Source organism: Paenibacillus sp. FSL R7-0048 (genome assembly GCF_038004505.1).
Taxonomy (GTDB): Bacteria; Bacillota; Bacilli; order Paenibacillales; family Paenibacillaceae; genus Paenibacillus_AQ; species Paenibacillus_AQ odorifer.
This window is the reverse complement of record NZ_JBBORF010000001.1, coordinates 5,859,756-5,880,374: the sequence shown is the minus strand read 5'-3', so window position 1 is coordinate 5,880,374 and position 20,619 is coordinate 5,859,756. Positions and strand designations below refer to the sequence as shown.

General features: G+C 47.0%; 15 protein-coding genes. 12 read left to right on the top strand and 3 right to left on the bottom strand.

All coding sequences use genetic code 11. The features are described 5' to 3' along the window. Positions 1-94 precede the first annotated feature (94 nt). The 5 genes from NSQ91_RS26065 (at position 95) to NSQ91_RS26045 (ending at position 7,270) form a co-directional block, all read left to right on the top strand. On the top strand, positions 95-1,915 hold the full coding sequence (locus NSQ91_RS26065; protein ID WP_076186346.1) for a sensor histidine kinase: 1,821 nt from the start codon (positions 95-97) through the stop codon (positions 1,913-1,915). Then, positions 1,916-3,571, top strand: coding sequence for a response regulator (locus NSQ91_RS26060; protein ID WP_076129195.1), 1,656 nt, complete (start codon positions 1,916-1,918; stop codon positions 3,569-3,571). Positions 3,572-3,642: 71 nt separating this feature from the next. After that, positions 3,643-5,334, top strand: a complete 1,692-nt coding sequence (locus NSQ91_RS26055; protein ID WP_076305148.1) for a glycoside hydrolase family 13 protein — start codon at positions 3,643-3,645, stop codon at positions 5,332-5,334. 152 nt (positions 5,335-5,486) lie between these two features. After that, positions 5,487-6,221 (top strand): class I SAM-dependent methyltransferase, encoded by a 735-nt coding sequence (locus tag NSQ91_RS26050; protein ID WP_076279956.1) that lies wholly within the window; start codon positions 5,487-5,489, stop codon positions 6,219-6,221. A 38-nt stretch (positions 6,222-6,259) separates the two neighbouring features. Further along, entirely contained in the window at positions 6,260-7,270 is a 1,011-nt protein-coding gene (locus tag NSQ91_RS26045) for an MBL fold metallo-hydrolase (protein WP_076305166.1), read from the top strand. Positions 7,271-8,590: 1,320 nt separating this feature from the next. Here NSQ91_RS26045 and NSQ91_RS26040 read toward each other — a convergent pair. Beyond that, positions 8,591-9,199, bottom strand: coding sequence for a phosphatidylglycerophosphatase A family protein (locus NSQ91_RS26040; protein WP_076129198.1), 609 nt, complete (start codon positions 9,197-9,199; stop codon positions 8,591-8,593). 269 nt (positions 9,200-9,468) lie between these two features. Here NSQ91_RS26040 and NSQ91_RS26035 point away from each other — a divergent pair, with 269 nt between their 5' ends. The 3 genes from NSQ91_RS26035 to NSQ91_RS26025 all read left to right on the top strand — a co-directional run bounded on the left by NSQ91_RS26035 (position 9,469) and on the right by NSQ91_RS26025 (position 12,182). Next, complete coding sequence (locus NSQ91_RS26035; protein ID WP_175623590.1) at positions 9,469-10,602, top strand: GerMN domain-containing protein; 1,134 nt, start codon at positions 9,469-9,471, stop codon at positions 10,600-10,602. 163 nt (positions 10,603-10,765) lie between these two features. After that, positions 10,766-11,524, top strand: a complete 759-nt coding sequence (rph, locus tag NSQ91_RS26030) for a ribonuclease PH (protein ID WP_036686952.1) — start codon at positions 10,766-10,768, stop codon at positions 11,522-11,524. A 1-nt stretch (position 11,525) separates the two neighbouring features. Beyond that, positions 11,526-12,182, top strand: coding sequence for an XTP/dITP diphosphatase (locus tag NSQ91_RS26025; protein WP_076220464.1), 657 nt, complete (start codon positions 11,526-11,528; stop codon positions 12,180-12,182). Positions 12,183-12,575: 393 nt separating this feature from the next. On the opposite strand, the gene NSQ91_RS26020 is transcribed toward NSQ91_RS26025, so the two are convergent. After that, positions 12,576-14,990, bottom strand: coding sequence for a glycosyl hydrolase family 18 protein (locus NSQ91_RS26020; protein WP_076305147.1), 2,415 nt, complete (start codon positions 14,988-14,990; stop codon positions 12,576-12,578). A gap of 60 nt (positions 14,991-15,050) precedes the next feature. Continuing rightward, complete coding sequence (locus tag NSQ91_RS26015) at positions 15,051-17,024, bottom strand: glycosyl hydrolase family 18 protein (RefSeq protein ID WP_076305146.1); 1,974 nt, start codon at positions 17,022-17,024, stop codon at positions 15,051-15,053. A gap of 602 nt (positions 17,025-17,626) precedes the next feature. Here NSQ91_RS26015 and NSQ91_RS26010 point away from each other — a divergent pair. The 4 genes from NSQ91_RS26010 (at position 17,627) to NSQ91_RS25995 (ending at position 20,546) form a co-directional block, all read left to right on the top strand. After that, positions 17,627-18,061 carry an NfeD family protein gene (locus NSQ91_RS26010; RefSeq protein ID WP_076129202.1) on the top strand — a complete coding sequence of 145 codons (435 nt, stop codon included), beginning with the start codon at positions 17,627-17,629 and terminating at the stop codon, positions 18,059-18,061. Continuing rightward, positions 18,061-18,996 (top strand): SPFH domain-containing protein, encoded by a 936-nt coding sequence (locus NSQ91_RS26005; protein WP_076129203.1) that lies wholly within the window; start codon positions 18,061-18,063, stop codon positions 18,994-18,996. Before NSQ91_RS26010 ends, NSQ91_RS26005 begins: the two co-directional genes overlap by 1 nt. A 102-nt stretch (positions 18,997-19,098) precedes the next feature. Next, a complete protein-coding gene (locus tag NSQ91_RS26000; RefSeq protein WP_036686965.1) occupies positions 19,099-19,554 on the top strand; it encodes a cupin domain-containing protein in 456 nt (151 codons plus the stop codon). Between the two features lie 155 nt (positions 19,555-19,709). Beyond that, positions 19,710-20,546, top strand: coding sequence for an aldo/keto reductase (locus NSQ91_RS25995; RefSeq protein WP_076146344.1), 837 nt, complete (start codon positions 19,710-19,712; stop codon positions 20,544-20,546). Positions 20,547-20,619: the final 73 nt, after the last annotated feature.

Below are 20,619 nucleotides of genomic sequence, written 5' to 3'. Positions count from 1 at the left end.
ATTTTTCAGTGATTGTAAAAAGCTGGTTCAGGGTTTAATGATTTCAGTTATACTTGGTTTACACATTTATTGATTATACATGAAGGTGGTTCTCATGAATCGAAACATCCGCTTATTAAGCCGTTATCGCCATCTTCCGCTCCAGTTTAAGCTGTTATTATGGTTTGTGCCGCTGCTTCTCGTGACTATATTTGCTATGGGGTGGAACTCCTATCAGATCTCTTCGCAGCAGGTGGTGGAGAAAATGAAACAGTCACAGGATCACCTGACCCGGAAAACAGCAGAGCAGATTGATGAGATGGTGAGGGGAATGATTTCTTTTTCCAATACACTCTTTCTGGATGAAAGTGTGCAGCGGCTCTTAGTGTCGTCAGAAGCACAAAAAGAACGTAATTCCGTATTTAAAACGGTCACCAACCTGATGGTCGCTGGCAATTCGATTCAATCCCTGATTCTATACTCTTTGGAAGACCAGAATAACGGGGCGGAGCCTTTTGCTGCGAACCAAGCCGGATTGACGACTGGCATGAAGTTCTCTAACTTTGTCCAAACCTCGTACTACAAGGAAGCCGTTGAAGCCGCAGGCAGTCCAACCTTTGGATTGTCCAGACCCACGGATGGCATATTTGTTGGTGATCATTATCATAAGATTGTACTTTCCAGAATTATCAAGAATGTATATACTTTAAAACCGGCAGGGCTAGCGGTGATCGGGGTCGATGCTGGTAAGATTGGAAGCCAATATCTAGACAACTCTGAAGATGATGTAGATATGTTTGTGGTTGATCGAGACGGGCTCATCATTACGGCTTCTAACCGGAGCTGGATCGGCAAAAGAGATCTTGATCTTCCGTATTTTGCGGACAGCGATCCTAAGTTGAACCTAGAGCAGAGACTGGAGTCTACAGCGGATCACAAACAGTGGATTGTCTCGCATCTGCAGTCAGAAACGACGGGTTGGTATGTAGTGGTGGTGCATTCCAAACGGCAGCTTGTCAAAGAGCTGGGGCAGATTTCACAGGTCACGGTGACGATCGCTTTTCTGTGCTTAGCAGTTAGCTTAATGGTTACCTGGCTCGCCGCCGCCTCAATAACGAAACCGCTGAAAAAGCTTTCCCGCTCCATGCGCAGATTCCAGACAGGGGATTTCACGCAGCGCGTATTTTTTGAAGGAAATGATGAGATTGGTCTCTTGGGCCATGGTTATAATCTAATGGTTCAGCGGATCAAATCGCTCATCAATGATGTATATGCCTCCAAACTGAAGCAGCAGGAAGCAGAATTGAAAACGCTTCAGGCACAGATCAGGCCGCACTTTTTATATAACACGCTGAATACGATTTGTTGGGAAGCTGAGAAGAAGGGCGACAAAGAAATAGCGGATATGGTCTATTCGCTTTCTCAAGTATTCCGGCTGAGCTTAAATGATGGGCGGGATACGTTTACATTGGAACAGGAAGTAGAGCTTGTAAAGAATTATTTGTTCCTGCAAAAAAATCGGTTTAGAGAACGTTTTGAGTTCGAAATTACCTTGGATGAGAGTATCAAGGATTTTACAGTTCCTAAGCTGCTGCTCCAGCCACTGGCGGAAAATGCAGTGATTCATGGGATCGAGCCACTGGCTGGAAGCGGACTAATCTCGATTCGCGCCTTCCGCAAAGATAGGACTATTGTGCTCGAAGTTCAAGATAACGGGGTGGGAATCACGCCGGAAAGACTTCAGGAGCTACATCAGCGTTTAGCGAGAGGAAGCTCTATCTCGGAGGAAGAGGAGAATGCTGGACGTTCGGGGTTTGCACTCTCGAATGTACAGGAACGTTTAGCTTTGTTTTTTGCCGGAGCCTCATTGCAAGTAGAGAGTGTAGAAGGAGCAGGCACACGTATTATCATTCATATCACTGTGGAGGGTCCCTAAATGATGAAGCTGAAGCTGCTGATTGCTGAAGACGAAGACACCATCCGTGAGGGTATCGTCAATATGATTGACTGGAATTCGCATCAGATTGAGGTAATGGGCGAAGCGGGGAACGGAAGTGAAGCGCTGGCTCTGATGGAGTCTGAACAGCCGGATTTATTGTTAACGGATATCCGCATGCCGCAGATGAATGGTCTGGAGCTAATCGAAGCTGGACGGCGTCGCGGTTACGACTTTCGCTCGATTATTTTATCTGGCTATAATGAGTTCTCTTATGCGAAACAAGCGATTGCGCTGGGGGTTGTCGATTATGTGCTGAAGCCGTGCCGGCCGGAGGAAATTCTGAAGACGGTACTCAAGGCTAAGGAGCTAATTGAAAGGCAGCGTTGTCAGGAGAATGAGCAGCTAAAAAGAGATCGTTCCTGGCATAAAAATGCACCGCTTGTCAAAAGCCAAGTGCTGTCCCAATGGATTCATCATCCTCCGGTTCCGCTGGAGCGGCGGCAGGAGCTGATCGGTGAGTTAGCTATGGCTATTAGTCACGAAGGTCCGCAGATTGGGCTGGTCAGCTTTGATTTTGATCCTCCCTCTGCCGGTGGGTCTGGACAGGATTTTGTACTTTTACGTTACGCGGCCCTAAATATTATTAGTGAGACCTTGTCTCCTATCTATAAAGGAAAAATCGAGACCTTCCATGATGGCAATCTCCTGCTCTGGATCGGCAGTGGTTTAGCTGGAACGGATTCCCGCAAGTCTTACCGAACCCCCATCTATTTAAAAGAGCAGATTGGGATGCTGCAAAGCAATCTGGAGAAATACCTCAAGCTGTCAATCAGTATTGCTGTAGGCTCCTGTCGTGCGGATATTTCGGAAGCTCATCTGTCTTATAAAGAAGCGCTTCAGGCCATGGAATCCCGCTTTCTGAACGGGAAAGGCGGCGTTTATTTTTTTACAGAAGGTTCAGGAGTTATTGGGGGTGGCGCACAGGAGATCGGGATTTTAGATGATCCTGAATTAAATGTGCTGGAGGATGAGATGCTTGTGGCAGTCGGTGCAGGAAGTAATGAGCTTGCCCTCGATCTGCTGGAGCAATGGCTGGAACGTTTTCGCGGAAACCCCGGATGCCTCAAGCAGGAGGTGAATATTCGGGCAACAGCTTTTGTCGTTCGCCTTAAGAGGCTTGCGCAGGAAAAACAAGTAGCTGGATTTGAATGGAAGCAGCATTTGGTCAATTGGATGGAGCAGGCACCACAGATCGAGACGCTGGAAGAATTATCTACGATCCTGAATAAGATCATGCAGAATGTGGTGGAGGCTTTTTCTAAACATCGCCCTCTGCATCGAACAGTAGTTACAGCGCTTGAGATCATCCGTAACAAATATAATACCAATCTGTCTCTGGAGTATGTTGCGAAGGAAGCTTATGTATCTAATACTTATTTAAGTTCACTGTTCCGCCAGGAGCTGGGTGTGAATTTTCTCGATTACTTGCATCAATACCGGGTAGAAGAGGCAAAAAAGCTGCTCCGCCAAAACTTAAAAATGTACGCCGTTGCAAAGTTAGTGGGCTATGGGGAAGAACGCCACTTCAGTGCTACTTTTAAGAAATGGACCGGACTTACGCCCTCACAATATCAAAAGGGACTAGGGAAGTAGGAGTAAATTGTTATCTACTAGGCTTTGTGTGGTTAAACTCTACATATAGCTAAATAGGAGGTAACCGAGAAATGAACCCGAAATGGTGGAAAGAGAGTGTCGTGTACCAAATTTATCCGATTAGCTTCATGGATAGTAACGGAGATGGGATTGGAGACTTGCAAGGAATCATATCCAGACTGGATTATCTGCAGGATTTAGGTGTAGACGTGATTTGGGTCTGCCCTATTTATAAATCACCAAACCATGATAACGGTTATGATATCAGTGATTACTGTGACATTATGAAGGAATTTGGCACGATGGATGATTTTGACCATTTGCTGAGGGAGATGCACGCACGTGGGATGAAGCTGATGATGGATTTGGTTCTGAACCATACGTCACATGAGCACCCATGGTTTGTTGAATCCAGATCGTCGAAGGACAATCCGAAACGGGACTACTATATTTGGCGAAAAGGAAAAAATGGAGGTCCCCCGAATAACTGGGAGTCTTATTTCAGTGGCTCGGTGTGGGAGCATGATCCACGGACCGATGAATATTACCTTCACCTCTATTCCAAATATCAGCCTGATCTGAACTGGGAGAATCCGGTGGTCATTGATAAGCTGCATGAGATGGTGGAATGGTGGCTGAAGAAGGGTGTGGACGGATTCCGCTTTGATGCCATTGCACATATCGTGAAGACGAAAGGGTACCCGGATGCGGATAATCCAGGTGGAACACCTACCGTAAGGGCTTATGGAATGTTCTCCAATCTGGCAGATGTGCATACCCTGCTACAGAATTTATATGATAAAGTGCTTTATTTCTACGATATTATGACGGTAGGAGAGACCTCAGGACTTGGACCGGAGCAGGCGCTAGATTATGTAGGGGACGGGCGTAGAGAGCTGAATATGACTTTTCAATTTGAGCATATGTTTCTGGATGCCGCTTCGGCAGGTAGTGGAAAATGGGATGTCGTCCCATGGAGTTTACTGGAGCTGAAAAAGATTATGAGTAATTGGCAGACGGTTCTGCATGACAAAGGCTGGAATGCGAATTATCTCTGCAACCATGACCAGCCGCGCGCAGTGTCCCGGTTTGGGAACGACCTTTTTTACCGGATTCCTTCGGCTAAAATGCTAGCGACCTTCATTCACATGCTGGAAGGCACACCTTATATTTATCAAGGCGAAGAAATTGGAATGACGAATGTCTGTTTCGAATCCATTGATGAGTACCGGGATGTAGAGACGCTTAATTATTATGAAGAAAAGCGAAAAAACGGCGTTCCAGAAGAGCAGATTATGTCTGCCATTCATCATAAAAGCCGGGATAATGCCCGCACCCCGATGCAGTGGGACGATGGTCACGCAGGTGGTTTTACGACGGGGACTCCTTGGATTGAAGTAAATTCCAACTATATGGAGATCAACGCTGGCAATGCGATTAAAGATCCCGATTCCATCTACAACTACTATAAACAGCTGATCGCCCTGAGAAAAAAACACAAAGTCATCGTTTATGGAGCCTACGAGCTGCTGCTCGCAGAGCATACAGAGATATATGCGTATACTCGGACATTAGAAGATCAGCGGCTGCTGGTTATTCTGAATTTTTATGATGGAGAGCCTGTATTCGAATGGCCAGCGGAGTTCCAACCAGACAATATTGAGCTGTTAATTTCTAATTATTCCGTGGAAAAAGATGAGCAGATCCAACCGCTTAAACTTCGTCCTTATGAAGCGCGAGTATATTTGCAGCAGCTTGTGTAAGGGAAGCTACAGGAATGAGTTGTCATGAAGGGGCTGAGCGCTCCACTGTGACAACTCTTCTTTGAGTTTGTGAGTAAAAGACTGTACAATGGCGATACATTAACATACATAGAGTGGAGTTACAGGAAGACGCCTGTGGGAGGAGAGACAACATGACTGAATGGTATGAAAAGAGCTTCGGAGAGGATTATCTGGTCGTATACAAACATCGAGACTTTGGTGGAGCTCGTAAAGAAGTTGAACGAATGATCTCGTGGCTGGGACTACCGCCAGGCTCCAAAGTGCTGGATTTATGTTGTGGGATGGGACGTCATTCACTGGCGCTTGCGGAAGCAGGGTACGAGGTAACTGGAGTAGATTTATCAGAGGTATTGCTGCGTGAGGCAAGATCTCAAAAAGGAGCGGAGCAGGTAACTTGGCTGCGTTCTGACATGCGGGACCTACCGTTAATAGGAGGTTTCGATGCTGTGGTTAATCTGTTCACTTCCTTTGGTTATTTTGAAGAGGATGAGGAGCAGGTAAAGGTTTTGCGTGAAATCTATCGGATGTTGAAGCCGGGTGGCAAGTTTGTTATTGATTATCTGAACCCTGCGTATGTGATTCGTCATCTGGTGCCGCATTCTACCCGCGAGGATGGAAAGAATCTGATTGATGAGTCGCGGCGGATCGAGGATGGGTATGTGAAGAAGGACATCATTTTAACCTCTAAAAATGATTCTACATCTCGTCAATATCATGAACGTGTGAAGCTGTATTCATTGGAGAAATTCAGCGGAATGATCGAGGAAGCGGGTTTACAGCTCGAAGCTGTGCATGGCAGCTATGAAGATGAGGTTTATAATGCAGAAAGCTCCACGCGGATGATTTTTAGTGGAATTCGATCGTAATGGTATCAGGAAAAAGATTCAAAGGCGGTGATCGCACCATGTCTAAGGCGGATATCACTTCATGGGACAAGAACATTCTTCAGGTCTCGGTGCCCATGGACTCGCCGCTTCGTCAAGTGAACAGCTATATTCTGCCTGATGAGGATGGCAGAATTACTATTATCGATCCGGGTCCGCGTAGCCCGGAGACAGAAAAATGCTGGCATGCGATCCTGCAGGAGCTGGGATTGTCGTGGAAGGACGTGCGGGATATCGTCGTAACGCATCATCATCCCGATCATTATGGATTGGCGGGATGGTTGCAGTCGCAGACCGGATGTAAAGTATGGATGACTGAACGTGCTCATGCCGAAGCGATGTTGATGTGGGGCGGTAACACGGATATCAATGAAGTTTTGCCGTTATATTTCATCAGACACGGAATGTCGGAGGAATGGTCGAGTGGAATTAAAGCGCATTTGGAGAGCTTTGACGCTCAAGTAGAGCCACAGCCGGTTGTAACTTATCTGAATGAGGTACAGCCTTTCGGGATGGGTGGCCGTGAATGGCAATTGATTGTAACTGGCGGACATGCACCGGGACATGTGAGTTTCTATCATGCGGGCAGCGGGCAAATGATCTGCGGCGATGCTGTGCTGCCGCAGATTTCGCCCAATGTCAGCCTGCTTCCAGGCAGCGATCCACAGCCGCTGCAGACGTTTCTTCAGGGGCTGCGGGAGATGGGGAGCTACCCGGTCAGCATGGCGTTCCCGGGTCATCGGGAACCGTTCACGGGCTTCGCGCACCGGGTCAGCAGCCTGCTCGCTCATCATGAGGAGCGGCTGGATGCCGCGGCAGCCTTGCTCGCAAACGGTCCGCTGAGCGGCTTCGCCGTCTGCGAAATTCTGTTTCGCAGCCGGGTAACCACCGTTCACCAGATGCGCTTTGCGATGAGTGAGACACTGGCGCATCTGGCGGAGCTGATGCGCCGGGAGCGAGCAGTGATGATAGAGGCGGACGGTGCTATCTTGTTTGCAGCATCTGAAAGTGCTGGTGACCATGTTAGTTAGAGTTTCTATCACGATCGAAGAGTGATGAAATGAATGATGAAATGAATGATGAATGATGAATGATGAATGATGAATGATGAATGATGAAATGAATTGAGATATGAATGTTATGATCGAGTAGAGGTACAGAGCAGTCTTGTGTTATTGGGACTGCTCTTTTTTTGGTTTTGGTTTTAGTGACTAAGTAGAGAGTATATTTCGGTGCTATTTATATGAATATTGAGCTCCTTAGTCCGATCGAATACCCAACTAAACCTTTGATTACATACTCATGCGTCACGCTGATCATTTGGACTAACATTTGATTACTTTGATTATGTGTCACGCTGATCATTCGGGCTCAGATTTGATTACTTACTGATGCGTTACACAGATCATTCGGACTAACATTTGATTACTTTACTCATGCGTCACGCTGATCATTCTTGCTCAGATTTGATTACTTACTCATGCACACAGATCATTCGGACTCAGATGCCGCTATTCGTGGATTTTGGGACTTTTGAGGTGAGTATCGGACCGGAGAGGCGTTATTGCTAGAGTAATGGGTTGTTATTGGTCATTTTTGAGTGAATAGTGACTCTGGAGTCCGAAAGTCACTAAATCAAGGGTGTTTTATGGAAATAGTGTCACCTGAGTCCGATCGCATTACCCAACTAACATTTGATTACTTTTCTCATGCGTCATGCTGATCATTCGGACTCAGATTTGATTACTTTACTCATGCGTTACACAGGTTATTCGGACTCAGACGCCGCTATTCGTGGGTTTTGGGACTTTTGAGGTGAGTATCGGACCGGAGAGGCGTTATTGCTAGAGTAATGGGTAGTTATTGGTCATTTTTGAGTGAATAGCGACTCTGGAGTCCGAAAGTGTCCAAATCAATGGGGATATGTGAGTATAGTGTCACCTGAGTCCGAACGCATTACCAACTACCATTTGATTACTTTACTCATGCGTTACGCTGAGCATTTGGATTCAGATTTGATTACTTTACTCATGCGTTACACAGGTTATTCGGACTCAGATGCCGCTATTCGTGGGTAGAAACACATCTTGCCGAGTAGCTAAGTGTTGGTATTGACTAATTGGGGAATTTCTCCCTAATAATCTACGAATGTAGCTATAAATTAAGGTTTTCGTAGAGTTATTAGGGAAGAATTCCCTAATAACTTAGGTTTTGAACGATTTTCGGTATTTTTTAGGGAGTTTTTCCCTAAAACTGTCCCAACCCAACCTTAAAAAAAGCGATTGTCTCATAACCCGCAAGGGTTACGAAACAATCGCTTATTAATTCTCAGAGTGTACCCAAAACACCGGTTACTCCGGTTGTTTTTCATGTTCTGCAAGTTTCCTTGCAGCTTCTTCGCGATCCTCAGGCGAATGCGGAAGTTCGAGGTCTATCTCACGCTCCGCTTGCTTACGGTGTGCGATTCGGCTACTAGCTGCAGCGGCTACCGCGCCGACGATATCGTCGAGGAAGGTGTGGATCTGCCCGGTGTTTTTGTCGTTCAACCGTTCAAGAACGCCTGGCTTAAGCTTGTCCACATAACCATAGTTGGTGAAGCCAATGCTGCCATATACATTTACGATAGAGAAAGCCAGAATCTCATCCACTCCGTATAATCCCTCATCATTTTCGATCATATCCTGAAGCGGCGGAAACAACTTCCCCTCCTCCGCGAGCATGTCCAATTGAATGCCCGTAAGTACCGCATTTTGCACTTCTCGTTTGCTGAGTACCATCTCAACGTTATGGACACATTCTTCCATCGTTAAGTTTGGATAATATTTTTTTTGCAGAAACATAACGAGCTCTGCGATTTCCTGCAGGTTCACTCCACGCTTATTCAACCACATTTTGGTCGCATCTGCGACTGCCTTGCTGTTCAGACTGTAAGGTATTTTTGCGATTGGTTCATCAGCCATGATTAGTCACCTCGTAAGTTAAGTCTTTGCATTACAACGTTCGTTAGCATGATGTTAAGCGCTGGTGTTATCTCAGATTGTACGTTTAGAAAAAGTATTTGTCCAGAAAACGGAGTCTATGTGAATTAAAATCTAGATCCAACCTAACCTGAAAATAAAGCGCACAGGCTTTTCCAACAATTTAGGATAAGCAGTTGTTATTTTTTGGACAAAGGTCTCGTATACATAGCAGTACAAATGCTATCTAACCTTGAAAGGGGTAATAAATGATGAAAACAATGCAACAAATCCGCGGGATTTCCGCAGTCTGCCTACTCGCAGTTCCACTGGCACTGTCCGGTTGCGGCTTGTTCGGTTCGGAATCAGCATCGATAGATGCTCCGCCACCTGAGGTTGAAGCGCAGATGTTACAGACAGAGGGAAATAACACTTTGGATTCAGGTGTATTTGGTCCAGTGGCTCAGGATGATGCACAAGCAGTTGTGAAGGACAGCACCAAAGCCGCTAAAGCAACGGATAAAGCAACGGCTTCCGGTGACCGGACGACCGTATATTTGGAAGATGGAAATGGCTTACTCGCTCCAGTGTCGCTAAATCTGCCAAAAAGCAAAGATTCCAGCACGCTCAAGAACTCTTTAATGGCATTAGTGAATAAGGGAGAATATGCGTCCTCATTGCCAGAAGGCTTCCAAGGCATTCTACCAGCTGGAACTGAGGTGCAAAGCATTACGGTAGACAAGTCGAATTTGGCAGTTGTTGAGTTCAATTCGGAATTTAACAACTATGATGCTGCGGATGAACGCAAAATCCTTGAAGCGATCACTTGGACACTTACCGGTCAAGATGACATTAAAGGTGTGCAGTTCTGGGTAGATGGTAAAAAGCTTACGGAAATGCCGCTTCAAGGCACTCCGCTGGATCGCCCGCTGTCCCGCACAATGGGCATTAACCTGCCAAAACAAGGTCCATCTTTGATGAACTCTAGTGCGGTTACTGTTTATTTTTCCACAACATCTCCTGACGGTATCCAATATTATGTTCCGGTTACGCGCTTTGTACCCGCAGGGCAAGAGCAGCTGACTGCTGCTATCAATGAACTGATTGCGGGACCTGAATCCGGAGACGGTCTGGAAATGGTTATGACACAGGGCACATCACTTGATTCGGTTGAAGCCGGACAAAACGGTGTTGTTACTGTATCCTTGACTGACGATATGTTCGCAGATGGGAAGGAAGTTCCTGCCGAATTGCTGGAATCGGTTGTTCTGACTGTTGCGCAAAATACGGAAGATGCTCTGGTTCAAATTCGTTTGAACGGCAAACAATCGATTACTGACACTGACAATGTGGATTATAGCAAACCTGTTTCTGCACCTGAATTTTTGAACGAGCTCCCGTTATAGAATGACCTTCTAAGGTTTAAAAGATGCTTTTGTGCCTCCTCTTTGGTAGAATAAAAGTTGCTCAAAAAGACGTAACGTCCCGAACGGTGAACTGCCGCAATGAACAACAGGGAAACGGGACTCACACTAAACTATTAGCTATACGATGTAGGAGGCAGAAAAGATGAGATCAAACGGGCGAACTGACGACCAATTACGGCCGCTGACAATAACGACCCAAACGAATAAATATGCTGAGGGCTCCGTGATCATTGAGATGGGAGACACCAAAGTTATTTGTACGGCTACTGTAGAGGAAAAAGTGCCTCCGTTTCTTAAAGGACAAGGAAAAGGCTGGGTAACTGCCGAATATTCGATGCTTCCTCGGGCCACCCAGTCCCGTAATCAACGTGAAGCTGCACGCGGTAAACTTACCGGACGTACAATGGAGATCCAGCGGCTGATCGGCCGTGCGCTTCGCTCCGTGGTGAATTTACAAGCGTTAGGTGAACGCAGTATTACGCTGGATTGTGATGTGATTCAGGCGGATGGGGGAACTCGGACGGCTTCGATAACAGGCGCTTTTGTTGCCATGGCATTTGCTATTAATAAAATTGCACTACAGCACAAGCTGGCTGTTTTTCCTATAACAGACTTTTTGGGAGCAATTAGTGTAGGTGTTGTAGGAGATAAAACATTGCTCGATCTGAATTATGAAGAGGATTCTAAAGCCAAAGTGGATATGAATGTAGTCATGACCGGCGGCGGTGCTTTTGTTGAGGTACAAGGGACTGGCGAAGAAAGACCATTCTCGCGTCAAGAGCTGGACCTATTATTAGGTCTAGGTGAGAAGGGAATTTATGAACTGATTGCGGCGCAAAAAGAAGCGCTCGGAGCGATTGCTCTGAAAATCCCTTCCGGCCAGCCGGGCCAAGAGGTGTAACATGAATTCCAAGGGCAATATTCTCATTGTCGCAACGAAGAATAAGGGGAAGGTGCGCGAATTCGAGCACGCTTTTGCCCCGCTGGGCCTGACAGTTAAGAGTATGTATGACTATCCGCATCTGCCCGATGTGGTGGAAGACGGGGCTACTTTTGCAGAGAATGCGTTTAAAAAATCCAAAGCCGTAGGTGATGCACTTGGAATTCCGGTACTCGCTGATGATTCGGGTCTTTGTGTAGATGCTTTGGATGGCAGACCGGGTGTGTACTCAGCACGTTTTGCCGGTGAAGACGCTACGGATGGGGAAAATAACCTAAAGCTGCTAAGCGAGCTAGAGAGATTGAAACAGGGGGAAGACACAGATCAGCCTTTGCTGAGCACGGCTAGGTTCGTCTGTACTTTATCGCTGTACGATCCAGTTTCCAAGCAGGAGCTAACCGCAGAAGGTGCGGTCGAAGGGTGGATTACTTCAGAACCATCAGGTGCTGGCGGTTTCGGTTACGACCCGCTATTTTATCTGTCGGAACATGAAAAAACTATGGCCGAGCTTACGCTGGAAGAGAAGCAGCAGATTAGCCATCGAGGAACTGCACTGCGACTGCTGACGGCAAAGCTGGAGAAAAAACTGGCAGCCGAAGGCGGCCTATCGCAGGAATAGATTTTTATATAAAAGTGGGGGTGTCCAAAAGCCGCGAAATGGCTGCTGGGCACCCCCGTTTTTTATTCCTTCCCCTTAAACAAAGCATCAAACTTCGTTCGATTCTAGCACATTCACCCGTATGAAGCGGCTACCCGGACACAGCTGACCTTAAACGCAGCTTTATCCGATATTTGAGATTCGAACGGACCCCAAAGTCGCTATGGGCACGAAAAACACCCCGAAAGAAGCATTTTATAGGGAATAGCAGCACTGGAGTCCGATACACAGCTCCAAAGGCTTGAAATTTGTAAATAACGTCAACTGGGTCCGTAACGTAAGCCCCAAAGGATGAAAATGCCTCTGCACTAATAATGGGATGTTCTCCTTGTTGGAATCAAGGAGAGTACCGGATTATATCAGCTTCCAAAGAGCAGGTGTGGAAGCTGGCTCCCACCCCTGAAGTGAAGTGTGAGGCTGCAAGCAGGAATACGTTTTTCCACTGTAGGCGACGACATCACCTACTTTATAAGCAACTCCTGTTACCCAGCTAGACCCTCCCGAAGTAGGAGTAGCAGTCGGTAATGGAGTTTGCGTCGGTGCCACCGTAGGCGCTGGAGTAACGGTTGCAGTAGGCGTCGGTGCCACCGTCGGTGTTACTGTTGGAGCTACAGTTGCCGTTGGTGTAGACGTTGCTGTTCCACACACGCTGATGTATTTCCAGACACCGTCCGGTCCGCTAAGATCGGGACGATCGCCTTGTGTCCACCACTTGGCTTCATAGAGTGAGCCGTTGTAGGAAACGCGTTGTCCGCCAGTATATGCGGTTGCCGCATTCCAGGTCGCTGCCGAACATTGTCCCGGCGTAGGAGTAGGTGTTGGCGCTACAGTTGGCGTTGGCGTCACGGTTGCCGTCGGAGTCGGTGTTGTTGTAGGTGTTGCCGTTGGTGTTGCTGTTGGTGTAGTCGTCGGAGTAGGTGTTGCTGTCGGTGATGCAGACGGTGTTGGTGTTGGCGTAGGTGTAATGCCTCCGTACAGTTTATCGTATTCCTGTTGGGACGAGTTTCCGTTCAGGGTGATTCGCTGTGGACCGCCTGAAAAATTCAGCTTCATCATACCCGGAATTTCAAGTAAAGCTCCATTCGCAATAATTTGAGTAGCTGTACCTGTAATACGGTAGCGGTTGAAATCCCAGGCCGTGGAGATTTGCTCAACGCTACCGGCTCCCCATGCCGAGGTTAGGGTTGTAGTTGTTGGCAGGTCGAACTCCAGCTTCCAGCCACCGGGAATATCGGTACCGGTATTATTCATTATTTTTAATGAATAGGTATAGTTCGGATGATCATAGGCGCCGCTGAAGCTGAGGTTGAAGTTTTTAGGTTCAGGCAACTGCGGCTTAGGAGCTCCGCCCGGCGGCGAGGCTGTTTTCAGCTGATCATAGGCAAAATCGGTCAGAGAATTGCCATACGTATAAGTGCCATCGCTCTGCTCAGAGTAATCGCCCGTTAGTTCCCAGAACATCATACCTCCCAAGCCTTTTTGCTTGATGTAATCCAGCTTGTAGCCAAGAGATTCCTTATCTTCATACGTCAGAAAAACCTTCTTGTCTGCGTTGAACAAGTACGGTGTTTTGGTAACAGGATCGAAGTAGCGCTTATTCGCTGGATCTTTGAGCAAATTTAGCACATGCCAGATCGGATTTGCACCAGCAGGCTGCTCTGGTGCGGGATCATTCCAGATCCCGTATTGGCCATCTGCTCCCCCACCGGTTGTCGGAGCTGTGCCGTAAAGGCCGGTATTGTTGATGCCTCCATTCACATTTTTCCAGCCTCGTGAATAATAAGGAACTCCAATCACGATTTTTTCCGGAGGAAGCGTTCCAAGATAGTATCGGACCGCCCAGTCGGTATTTAGAACCGGAGTGCCCAGCGCAGCAGTTTCAGTATCGCGGGAATCCGGGTACAGTGCAGAATGCGGCCCTACATATCCATTCCAAGCCCCATGGAAATCATAGGTCATAAGGTTCGCCCAGTCTAAATACTGATTGGCTTCCCCAAGCTTCATGCCCCCAAGAATCCAGGAAGAGGCGGTGGCCGCAATGGTCAGGTCATATTTCTGATTGTCTTGTGAACCTGCCAGATCGAGCTTTTCGCGAAGTTTTTTCATAAGAAGAACATAGTTGTTGTAATTTACGGTACGCAGCGGTTCTGCCACGGCAAAATCGTTAGGATTACCGGACTGCCCAGTGCCAGAAGGGTACTCCCAATCGATGTCTACTCCGTTGAACTGATAGGTACGCAGAAAATCCACAACACTATTGGCAAAAGCTTCTCGCCCGGCTTCTGAATTCGCCATGTTGAAGAACCCTCCGGAACCCGACCAGCCGCCAACAGAAATCAGGGTGCGGACATCAGGATAGAGCTGTTTGTACTTAACCAGTTGGTTAAAATGCCCCTTAAAAGGCAGGGTGGTCAGCTGACCGGGATAGTCTTTTTCGATTGCAGCTGTACGGTCCATGAGATCAATCTTGTTCGTTTGAGGATTTACCTTGGCGAAGGCGTAGTTAATATGGGTAATTTTATCCCACGGAATCTTGTCTACGGTGTAAAATCCTTTGTTCTCCTGATCGCCCCACTCTGGGAAGTAAGCAACGATTTTACGAGGGTGATCAGCTGCTGGAGCGGGAGCGGAAGGTGTTGTTTCCGCGGCATGGGCCACTGGTAAGGATGCACCTGTCCCGGTGTAAAGTGGAACCAGAACGATTAGGCTCATTAGCGCAGCAAGGTAACTTATGGATATTTTGCGCTTAGCACGTGCTTTTGCAATCATATTTAATATACCTCCAAAGGGGGATAATGTTATTTCAGGAACGATGCTTCCTGCAAGTCTTTAATTGAGCTTCCATAGCGCAGGTGTGGTGGCTGGCTCCCAGCCCTGAAGTGAAGTGTGGGGCTGCAAGCAGGTATATGTTTTTCCGTTATAAGCGACGACATCACCTGTTTTGTACGCAACGCCTGTTCCCCAGCTAGACCCTTCCGAAGTAGGCGTAGCGGTAGGTAAAGGAGTTTGTGTAGGTGCAACGGTTGCAGTTGGTGTTGGCGCTAAAGTAGGCGTAGGTGCAACGGTTGCGGTAGGCGTTGGTGCTACCGTAGGTGTTAAAGTTGGGGCCACAGTTGCAGTTGGTGTTGGTGTCGCTGTTCCGCATACGCTGATGAATTTCCAGACCCCATCAGTTCCGCTAAGATCAGGACGATCCCCTTGCGTCCACCACTTGGCTTCATAGACTGAGCCATTGTAGGAGACACGCTGTCCGCCAGTGTATACGGTTGTTGCACCCCAGGTCGCTGCCGAACATTGTCCCGGTGTAGGCGTTGGGGTTGGCGTCACGGTTGCAGTTGGCGTTGGGGTTGGTGTTGCAGTTGGAGTTGCAGTTGGAGTTGCAGTAGGTGTAGCGGTTGCAGTTGGTGTAGGTGTTGGTGATGTGGATGGTGTCGGTGTCGGCTGCACCACTCCGCCACCAAGATCGGCGTTTAGTTTATTGGTTAGTGTTTTGTTCCGGTCACCACTTGTTTCCCAGAACATAGCACCTGCAAGACCCTTGGACTTCAGGTAGCTGATCTTGTGGCCAAAGGATTCTACGTCGTCATAACTGATAAAGGTTTGATTTGTTGGATTATAGAGATAAGGCACTTTGGATGTATCATTCCAATAGCGGATATAACCGTTTTTGTTGATATAATTGGCTTCGAGATCATAGAAATCATAGCTGCCTTTTTCCCATGTACCCGTTGGTGAGATGCCAGCGGACACCTGATATTGGCCGTTTCCTGAAGCAGGAGCTCCGCCCCAACCACGACCGTAAAAAGCCATGCCAAGTACAAGCTTGTTCGCAGGTACACCATTCGCAAGATAGGAGGTTACCGCTTTATCAATGTTAAAATTTTGCGGTTCGGTTAAGCCCGAAGCGGAAGCTGCGGGATCATAGTACAACGGAGCATTATGTCCGGTGGTGGTGTTCCAGCTCCCATTAAAGTCATAGGTCATAATATTGATCCAGTCGACAACGGAAGCAATGCCAGCCAGATTATTATTGTTGATATACGTTGGGCCTGCCCCGGAAGCAATGGTCAGCAGATAGGTTTTTCCATCCGCCGCGCCGGCTGTATTCAGCTTTTCGCGAACTTTTTGCAGCAGCAGTACATAGTTTTCTTTATCTTCAGGACGGTAGCTATTGCCTGCGAGTCCACCACTTACTGGATATTCCCAGTCGAGATCCACGCCGTCCATCTTGTATTTTCGAATAAAATCAACCGCGGAATTGGCAAAAACCTCACGGGTCGCAGCTGTCGCAGCTACATCCGAGAAACGGTTCGACCAGGTCCAGCCCCCAACGGAGATTAGGGTCTTCAGGTTCGGGTTCTTTTCCTTCAGCTTCCATAGCTGCTTCAGGTTACCTTTGATGGGATCATCCCATTTGTCATCCCCGAAGCTTTTTCCAGTGTCAATCCACGGGTCACCAAGAACAATCGTACCGTTCGGAACGCTGATGGCTTGGCCTTGCTCATTCTGGCAAGACCAGGTCACCGGATTAGGTCCAGTGGGGTCGGGATTGCCATGGATGCCATTCCAACAAATATCCGCAAAAGCGTAGTTAATGACATTCATTTTGGTAGGATCGATATCAGTTACATTGTAAGCACGCCCGTAAGCGGCCCATGAAGCGTAATAACCAACCAGTTTGTAATCCTGTGCGGCGTTGGCTGTTTTGGGACTGCCGCCCAGGGTGGAAAAGAGTGTCAGAACAAGCGCGGCGATCATCGCAATTGCAAAGGTTTTGCGTGAAGCTTTTTTCGTGAAGATCATTGAATTTCTACCTCCTAGATTCAAAGTGTAGTTCGAAATTCTTTTCGGCAAGATGTCCTGACCTTCACCTCCCGTCGGTTGTAGTGCACCATCACCCTTGGCGTCCCTATCATTCTATTGAAGTTCAATTCGTAGATTCAGCAGCAAAAAAGCAGCGGTCCAAATCAAGCCTTACCCGATCGGTAAGCGCTTTCTTTTATGCTTTTTGTGTGCTGCTGTTTCTTGGATTTTAAAAGATGTAACATGCTGTGTATGGTTTGAATGAATAGAGGAGGTTGTTTGGAAGTTGGATAATTAGGATGAATTAGATATAAATGGGTGATGGTAACTCTTATTCTCAAGCATAGCTTGCAATTGCGCTAGGGATAAAATCAGGTGATATAGGGGGAGAATTTTCTAATTTATAGTGACTCTTCAAAAAGTGAACCCTTTTGGATTTGTATACTCGCCTTTTATCAAGAAACTCATGAAGAAACACATAACCACCGATGTAATGAATATAAATCATATACATGCCTGAAATATTTATTTATGGAACTATGCAACGCATCGATGTTTCTTTTCGTTATAGTAGTATCATACGGAAGGTGGTGGGCTCACCGATGGTTGTGTGGGTGTTTTGGCTGATCGCAGCCGGTGTCCTGTTTGTTGTTGAGATGATGACGCTTACTTTTTATTTATTGTGGCTTAGTATTGGTGCTTTGGCCGCAGGTTTGGTGTCGCTGATTGTTCCCGAAGCCATTTTGTTTCAGGTGGTCCTTGGATCACTGGTCGCACTTGGTCTAACTATATTCTCGAAACCACTGGTTTCTAGATTTCGCCATTCACGTGGGTTCAAGGATACAGGTACAGAAATCATCGGTAGGCAAGGAGTAGTTGTTGAGCCGATAGAGCAGGGACGTTACGGGCAAGTGAAGGTAGGCGGAGATACGTGGAGCGCGAGCTCTGATCAGAATCTGGGCAAGGATGAGGTTGTAAGAGTAGTGAAAAGAGGCACGACGATTATCGAAGTAGAACGATGGGGGGAAATGAACTAATGCAATGGGCAATTATCGCAATTATTATTGTAGTGGTCGTAGTTTTTGTGGCATTAACAGTCAAAATCGTACCACAGCAACGGGTAGGCGTAGTGGAAAGGCTCGGTAAATTTAATCGTCTGCTGACACCGGGGTTGAACATTCTGATTCCTGTAATTGATCAGGTGCGCACGTACCATGATTTACGGATTCAACAAGCGAATGTACCTCCACAAACGGTAATTACAAAGGATAACGTGCAGGTGCAGATTGATACGATTATTTTCTACCAGGTGGTTGGACCAGAGGAAGCTACTTATGGTATTTCTGATTATGTGTATGGGGTAAGAAACATTTCGACGGCAACAATGCGGCAAATCATCGGTAAGCTGGAATTGGATGAGACCTTGTCTGGACGGGAAAAGATTTCGACGGATATCCGTCTTGCTCTCGATGAAGCTACTGAGAAGTGGGGCGTACGGATCGAGCGTGTGGAAGTTATCGATATCAAACCACCATTGGATATTCAGGAAGCGATGGATAAGCAGATGAAAGCAGAGCGGAGCAAACGTGCCATTGTTTTGGAGGCGGAAGCTGCCAAGCAGGATATGATCCTACGCGCTGAAGGGGATAAACAAAGTAAGATTCTAAAAGCAGAAGGCGATAAAGAAGCGCGTATCCGGCAAGCAGAGGGTTCTCGCCAGGCGCAAGAGCTGGAAGCACACGGTGAGGCTAAAGCGATTCAAGCCGTGGCAGAAGCAGAAAAATCACGCATTGAGCTGATTCGTTCGGCAGGTCTGGATGAGCACGTTCTGGCTTATCGTTCCTTCGAGGCTCTGGCTGAGATTGCCAAAGGTCCTGCTAATAAAGTGTTCTTGCCAACTAGCGCTGTTGAAACACTGGGAAGTCTTGGAGCGATTGCGGAAGTCTTCAAAGCGAGCAAGGACAGTAAATAGATTTTACAATTCGAGCTTATTCCGTTAAAGTAAAAAGCAAAAACAACCTTATGCATATGAAGCTATTGTTGTTCATGCTAACTTTGAAGGAGAGAAGCTACTGTGACGCAAAAAGAAATTTCACCGCTAGTTGAACTGCTTGGATTACAGCCTCACGTTGAGGGTGGTTGGTACAAAAGACTTTGGAATTCGGAATTTGAAATTTCGCAGGAAGTGTTAGGCGATAGCTATTCTGGATCACGTCATTCGGCATCTTCAATTTATTTTTTACTTCACGAAGGCGAACAATCTGATTGGCATACTGTATTGTCCGATGAAGTTTGGTTGTGGCATTCCGGTAGTCCAATCGTGCTAAGTCTCGGAGGTAATGGAGATAAGCCTGAGGATGTGCAGGAAGTTATTCTGGGTCTCGATATTGCTGCAGGCCAGCAGCCACAAGTGGTTGTTCCAGCGGGAGTATGGCAGGCCGCGCGCTCGTTAGGCAAAGAGCCGACGCTGGTATCCTGTATTGTTTCTCCTGAATTCCATTTTGATGATTTCAAACTAATTGAGAAATAAAGAAGAGCGGGGGCGCTTACGCCTCCGTTTTTTTATAAGGATTTGGGGAATGATGAAGCCATCTGCTATACTTTTTATGGTAGCGTTTGCTTCTTAAGTGGGTAAATAGGTTAAGTATGTTTAACGAAATAACAATAAGCTTGGAGGGTTAAGCGATGAGTGAATTAAATGCACCGTTCTCGGGTGGTCCTACTTTAAATGACGGGGTGACCATGCCGTGGCTGGGTCTTGGCGTGTATAAGACTAAAGATGGCGAAGAGGTTATTCATGCGGTCAAAACCGCAGTGGAATTAGGATATCGCAGTATTGATACGGCAGCCGGATACAATAACGAAGAAGGGGTAGGACAAGCTATTCGTGATTGTGGAGTGGCCCGGGATGAGTTGTTTATTACGACTAAAGTACGAAATCCTGATCAAGGTTATGAGTCTACGCTAAAAGCGTTCGAGGATAGCCGGCGCAAGCTAGGTCTGGACTATCTAGATCTGTATCTCATACACTGGCCGGTGGCAGGAAAATATCGTGAGACATGGAAGGCCTTAATTCATCTGCAAAAAGAAGGCCTCATCAAATCTATCGGCGTGAGCAATTTTCAGGTTCATCATCTGAAAGATATCATCGAGGATACCGGAGTGGTGCCTGTGGTGAATCAGGTGGAATTCCATCCGCTGTTGACTCAGCGCGAGCTGCTGAAATATGCCAATGAACAGGGTATTCAGCTTGAAGCATGGAGTCCATTAATGCAGGGGAATCTTGATCTACCACTCTTAAACGAGTTGGCTGAGAAGTATGGCAAGACCCCTGCTCAAATTGTACTTCGCTGGGATTTGCAGCAAGGTGTCATTACGATACCTAAATCCGTACATGCGGATCGAATCAAGGAGAATGCCGGATTCTTTGACTTTACGCTTAGTGACGAGGATGTCAAAGCTATCGAGGGCTTGAACAAAGACCATCGATTTGGCCCGGACCCGGACAACTTTAACTTTTAAAGATCGTTCAGATAAGATCGTAGAGTAATCATTGCAAATACAAGCCAAACAGCAAGCCACCGGATACGGGGAC

What these genes read in the sequence shown, in the direction of transcription:
- NSQ91_RS26065 (WP_076186346.1), top strand. Translation starts at nt 95, where the DNA reads ATGAATCGAAACATCCGCTTATTAAGCCGTTATCGCCATCTTCCGCTC.
- NSQ91_RS26060 (WP_076129195.1), top strand. Translation starts at nt 1,916, where the DNA reads ATGATGAAGCTGAAGCTGCTGATTGCTGAAGACGAAGACACCATCCGT.
- NSQ91_RS26055 (WP_076305148.1), top strand. Translation starts at nt 3,643, where the DNA reads ATGAACCCGAAATGGTGGAAAGAGAGTGTCGTGTACCAAATTTATCCG.
- NSQ91_RS26050 (WP_076279956.1), top strand. Translation starts at nt 5,487, where the DNA reads ATGACTGAATGGTATGAAAAGAGCTTCGGAGAGGATTATCTGGTCGTA.
- NSQ91_RS26045 (WP_076305166.1), top strand. Translation starts at nt 6,260, where the DNA reads ATGTCTAAGGCGGATATCACTTCATGGGACAAGAACATTCTTCAGGTC.
- NSQ91_RS26040 (WP_076129198.1), bottom strand. Translation starts at nt 9,199, where the DNA reads ATGGCTGATGAACCAATCGCAAAAATACCTTACAGTCTGAACAGCAAG.
- NSQ91_RS26035 (WP_175623590.1), top strand. Translation starts at nt 9,469, where the DNA reads ATGAAAACAATGCAACAAATCCGCGGGATTTCCGCAGTCTGCCTACTC.
- rph (WP_036686952.1), top strand. Translation starts at nt 10,766, where the DNA reads ATGAGATCAAACGGGCGAACTGACGACCAATTACGGCCGCTGACAATA.
- NSQ91_RS26025 (WP_076220464.1), top strand. Translation starts at nt 11,526, where the DNA reads ATGAATTCCAAGGGCAATATTCTCATTGTCGCAACGAAGAATAAGGGG.
- NSQ91_RS26020 (WP_076305147.1), bottom strand. Translation starts at nt 14,990, where the DNA reads ATGATTGCAAAAGCACGTGCTAAGCGCAAAATATCCATAAGTTACCTT.
- NSQ91_RS26015 (WP_076305146.1), bottom strand. Translation starts at nt 17,024, where the DNA reads ATGATCTTCACGAAAAAAGCTTCACGCAAAACCTTTGCAATTGCGATG.
- NSQ91_RS26010 (WP_076129202.1), top strand. Translation starts at nt 17,627, where the DNA reads ATGGTTGTGTGGGTGTTTTGGCTGATCGCAGCCGGTGTCCTGTTTGTT.
- NSQ91_RS26005 (WP_076129203.1), top strand. Translation starts at nt 18,061, where the DNA reads ATGCAATGGGCAATTATCGCAATTATTATTGTAGTGGTCGTAGTTTTT.
- NSQ91_RS25995 (WP_076146344.1), top strand. Translation starts at nt 19,710, where the DNA reads ATGAGTGAATTAAATGCACCGTTCTCGGGTGGTCCTACTTTAAATGAC.